Below are 267 nucleotides of genomic sequence, written 5' to 3'. Positions count from 1 at the left end.
TGCTGTTCCGCGCGAACCTGCGGCACACGAACGTGGAAGTCCGGGAAGGCCTGGGGCACAACTTCGCCGGCGTGCTGATCAGCGACCGCTTCTCCTCGTACGACAGCCGCTACCTGCAGGACGTCCGGCAGCAGAAGTGTCTGGCGCACCTGATCCGCAACGCGGATGAGGTTGTCGCTGTTCTCCAGCGGCAACCCGGGCGGGGAGAGCTGTACGGGCAACGGGTCGCGCAGGTCTTCCGGGATGGCATCCGACTGCACCGGGAGG

At 66.7% G+C, this 267-nt stretch carries 1 protein-coding gene; it reads left to right on the top strand.

Going from position 1 to position 267, the window contains the following annotated elements; genetic code table 11:
• A partial coding sequence (locus QZ269_RS13480) for a transposase (protein ID WP_291427198.1) occupies positions 1 to 267 on the top strand: 267 nt, incomplete at both ends.

It is taken from the genome of Deinococcus sp. (assembly GCF_018260405.1).
Taxonomy (GTDB): Bacteria; Deinococcota; Deinococci; order Deinococcales; family Deinococcaceae; genus Deinococcus.
Note: the sequence above shows the minus strand (reverse complement) of the source record. Positions and strands in the feature narration are given on the sequence as shown.